Raw genomic sequence first — 3,819 nt, forward strand, 5'->3', positions numbered from 1 at the left:
ATTTTCCCCCCGATCACTCCCATGTCCGGTCCTTTATGATTTCCCAAAAAGTCTAAAGGTCTTACCCAACACGGTTTTTAGATTTATTCAGCAAGCTCTAGTTAAGCTCTCCTGAATTTATACTGCCTCTTGGGAGTTTTAGTACAAATGCTCAGGCTTCCTCTCCCAACTCCAGCACTCCGGTGCAGTCTTAACGAGTATCAGTTCTCAGTTCACCCACTACTTTTTGGGGTTATTTTTTTGAGGCTTTATTTGACTTCCCCAGAGGGGGGTCGCAGGCGCACGGATTTTCCATTATCTATATAATATCATGTCAAGCCTTAGTTGGCAAGAGAAAATTTTTTAATTGCCAGCAAAAGATCGATGACAGAACAACCAGTGCATCTATACCACAATATTTTCAGAATGATAACGATTCTCACCGACTGTGATAAGATGAGAACTATAATCAGACTCAGTTAACTCCGATGGGTAAAAAATTCCAGTTAACAGCGATCGCTTTAACCCTGACTATAGCCAGCTTAACAGCTTGTAGTGGTCCCTCGGTCAAGGAAGAGGAAGCAAAGACACCCTTACAGGTGACAGTGAGTATCGTACCGCAGGAATATTTCGTTAAACGCATCGGCGGTGATAGAGTCAGTGTTAATGCCATGATTCAACCCGGGACAGATCCCCACACCTATGAACCAAAACCCGAACAATTAAAAACCACAGCCCAATCGCAAGCCTACTTTAAAATCGGTGTATCCTTAGAAGATGCTTGGAAAGATCGCTTAAATAGTGTTAACCAACAGATGTTAATCGTCGATACCAGTCAAGGAGTAGATAAAATCCCTTTGACAGCAGAACATAATCATGATCATGATCACAGCAAGGAAGAAAAACATCAAGCCGGAAAAAACACCCTAGATCCCCATATTTGGTTATCCCCAAAACGAGTCAAAGCACAAGCAGAGACTATTTACCAAACCCTAGCACAACTCGATCCGGGTCAGGAAGCTATCTATCGGGCTAACTTGGAAAAATTCAGTCAGGAGTTAGACGCATTAGATCAAGAAATTCGGCAAAACTTGGCAGGGATTAAAAATAAAAAGTTTCTGGTGTTTCATCCTGAATGGGGCTATTTTGCCCAAGATTACGGTTTAGAGATGATTGCGATCGAAATCGACGGTAATGAACCCAGTGCTGCCCAGTTAGGTCAACTAATCAAACAGGCAAAAAAAGAGAATATTAAAGTTATTTTTACTCAACCAGAATTTAGCCAGAAAAGTGCCGAAACTATTGCTAGGGAAATTGGGGGACAGGTAATCCCTATCAGTGCCTTTGCTGAAAATTGGAGTGAAAACCTGCGACAAGTTTCCCAAAAAATGGCCACAGTTTTAAATCAGTAATTGTTTGTATATGTCAACGATCATTACCATTAGTAATCTCTGGACCGGCTACGAACAGGAACCCATCCTCGAAGATATTAATTTAACCATTGAAGAATTGGATTTTCTGGGAATTATTGGCCCGAATGGAGGGGGAAAAACTACCCTCCTCAAGGTTTTACTGGGATTAATTAAACCTTGGCGGGGAGAAGTCAGTATTTTGGGGCAAAGTGTCCAAAAAGGTCGGGAATTAGTCGGTTATGTGCCGCAGTTTGTCGAATGCGATCGCTCATTTCCCATTACTGTGGGTGAGGTGGTGAAAATGGGGAGATTGAGCAGCAAAAAACTCTGGCAAGGCTATAGTAAAAAAGATGAGTTAAGGGTAGATAAAGCTTTAGATAGTGTGGGAATGTTAGGGTTGAAAAAAAGGTCGATTGCTGAACTTTCGGGAGGACAGCGCCAACGGGTTTATATCGCTCGCGCTTTAGCGGTAGAACCCCGTCTCTTGATTTTAGATGAACCCACTGCCAGTGTCGATCCCCAAATGCGTGCTAGTATTTTTTCCCTGTTGCAAGAATTGAATGAGTGGATGACCATTTTAATTATTTCCCATGATCTGGGAACCCTATCTACCTATGTTAAATCGATCGGTTGTCTCAATCGTCGTCTCTATTATCACGGCCAAAAATCTCTCACTACCGCTATGTTAGAACAAGTGTATTGTTAAAAGTTTTCTCCCTTTGGGTTAAAATGGATTTTTGCTCAAGCTCATTGTTGAATGGCATTCACTCGTGTCTAAAAGGGATAAACTACTAGAACTACTCAAGAATAGTCCTAATAACGCAAGATTCAACGATGTTTGTCAACTGCTAGAATTAGAAGGGTTTTCCCTTGATAGAATTACAGGTAGCCATCACATTTTTAAAAGAAATGATATTATTTTGGTCATACCTGTTCATAATAAAAAAGTAAAATCTGTTTATATTCGTCGAGTCCTTGAAATTATCGGAGACAACTAAAGATGAATTATCCAATTATTATTTATCCCTGTGAAGAAGGCGGTTTTGTCGCTGAAATTCCAGCACTATCTGGCTGTTTGGCTCAGGGTGAAACCTTAGAAGAAACCCTACAAGAATTACTGATGGTAAAAGATTTATGGTTAGAAACAGCCCAAAAATATAATCAAAAACTTCCCAACTTAGAAACAGAGATAGCGAAAATCAAAGCATTAAGCACTGTATAGAGCATTTTTGGGGGAATTGTGGTCGCTAATTGCCGTCTTGACTTAAAAAATAGTTACTTAACGCGCTTTTTTGCTTTTAATCATGACGAATTTGTAATTATTCTGCGTTACGCTAACACATCCTCGCGTGCTACTATTCTGGTCAGTGCGATCGCCGATCTTGTAGGTTGGGTTGACGAAAGGAAACCCAACATTTCTACACAGAAAATATCCCCTTTCCAAAACGAATTAACACCATTATCTTTTAATTTGTTGGGTTGCGTTCCTTAACCCAACCTACCGAATTTTTGAAAAATTTGAGCTGATCTTGTCGGTTGACGAAAGGAAACCCAACATTTCTACACAGAAAATATCCCCTTTCCAAAACGAATTAACACCATTATCTTTTAATTTGTTGGGTTGCGTTCCTTAACCGAACCCACCGAATTTTTGAAAAATTTTAGTTGATCTTGTCGGTTGATACGACGAAACCCAACCTACATTTTATTCCATACCAATATCACTATCAAAGATCAGCCTTTCTGAAGCCCCCCACATCTGATCATAAATTCCTTCTTCAACATAACGATGAAAACTGGAGTGTTGCCAATCTTTCGGAGTATTTACTAATCCATGATGCACGGGATTGTAATGGATGTATTCGAGATGATTAACAAAATCTCGATCGCCGTAGGCGCGCCCTTGGCGACCATCTCGAACTTGATGCTCCCAAAAGCGACGTTGCCAAATAGCCTTTTCTCCTTTATGTTGTCGAGATGTTGAAATTTTCCCCTGATATTGAGAATGACATTGACGGCTAAAATAACTTTTAATTAATCGCCAACGAGTTGAAAAATCTGCATCTGTTTCAGGCAATGTCCAAAGAGCATGAATGTGATCTGGTAAAATGACAATAGCATCAATCTTAAAATGATGTTGTCGCATAACATATTTAAAAGCATTTCGTAGTAAATCCACATTTTCAGGTTCACACAAAATTTTGTGACGATTGTATGTCACAACTGTAAAAAAATAAGTAGATCCAGGTGTTTTTGCTCTACGGTATTGCATCAAGTTAGAATAACATTTATTGGATTGGTGTTTACGCAACTGGCGTTGGGTTTCGTGCCTCAACCCAACCTACCAAACTTTAAGACCGCAATTCCTTTGGCTTTTGAAAGTGCGATCGCTATTATCTTGTTGATTAAATTTTAAAATTGCCATTGC

General features: G+C 39.9%; 5 protein-coding genes. 4 read left to right on the top strand and 1 reads right to left on the bottom strand.

Features of this window, described 5'->3' with window-relative positions; all coding sequences use genetic code 11:
• Positions 1-467 precede the first annotated feature (467 nt).
• The 4 genes from IQ242_RS19095 (at position 468) to IQ242_RS19110 (ending at position 2,613) form a co-directional block, all read left to right on the top strand.
• Complete coding sequence (locus IQ242_RS19095; RefSeq protein WP_193961055.1) at positions 468-1,391, top strand: metal ABC transporter solute-binding protein, Zn/Mn family; 924 nt, start codon at positions 468-470, stop codon at positions 1,389-1,391.
• A 10-nt stretch (positions 1,392-1,401) separates the two neighbouring features.
• Complete coding sequence (locus IQ242_RS19100) at positions 1,402-2,097, top strand: metal ABC transporter ATP-binding protein (protein WP_052276662.1); 696 nt, start codon at positions 1,402-1,404, stop codon at positions 2,095-2,097.
• Positions 2,098-2,161: 64 nt separating this feature from the next.
• Complete coding sequence (locus IQ242_RS19105; protein ID WP_072926196.1) at positions 2,162-2,389, top strand: type II toxin-antitoxin system HicA family toxin; 228 nt, start codon at positions 2,162-2,164, stop codon at positions 2,387-2,389.
• A gap of 2 nt (positions 2,390-2,391) precedes the next feature.
• On the top strand, positions 2,392-2,613 hold the full coding sequence (locus IQ242_RS19110; RefSeq protein WP_002744564.1) for a type II toxin-antitoxin system HicB family antitoxin: 222 nt from the start codon (positions 2,392-2,394) through the stop codon (positions 2,611-2,613).
• A gap of 483 nt (positions 2,614-3,096) precedes the next feature.
• Here the strand turns inward: IQ242_RS19110 and IQ242_RS19115 are convergent, their stop codons facing one another.
• Positions 3,097-3,663 carry a transposase gene (locus tag IQ242_RS19115; RefSeq protein ID WP_193961056.1) on the bottom strand — a complete coding sequence of 189 codons (567 nt, stop codon included), beginning with the start codon at positions 3,661-3,663 and terminating at the stop codon, positions 3,097-3,099.
• Positions 3,664-3,819: the final 156 nt, after the last annotated feature.

It is taken from the genome of Microcystis sp. LEGE 08355 (assembly GCF_015207185.1).
In the GTDB taxonomy this organism is placed as follows: Bacteria; Cyanobacteriota; Cyanobacteriia; order Cyanobacteriales; family Microcystaceae; genus Microcystis; species Microcystis panniformis.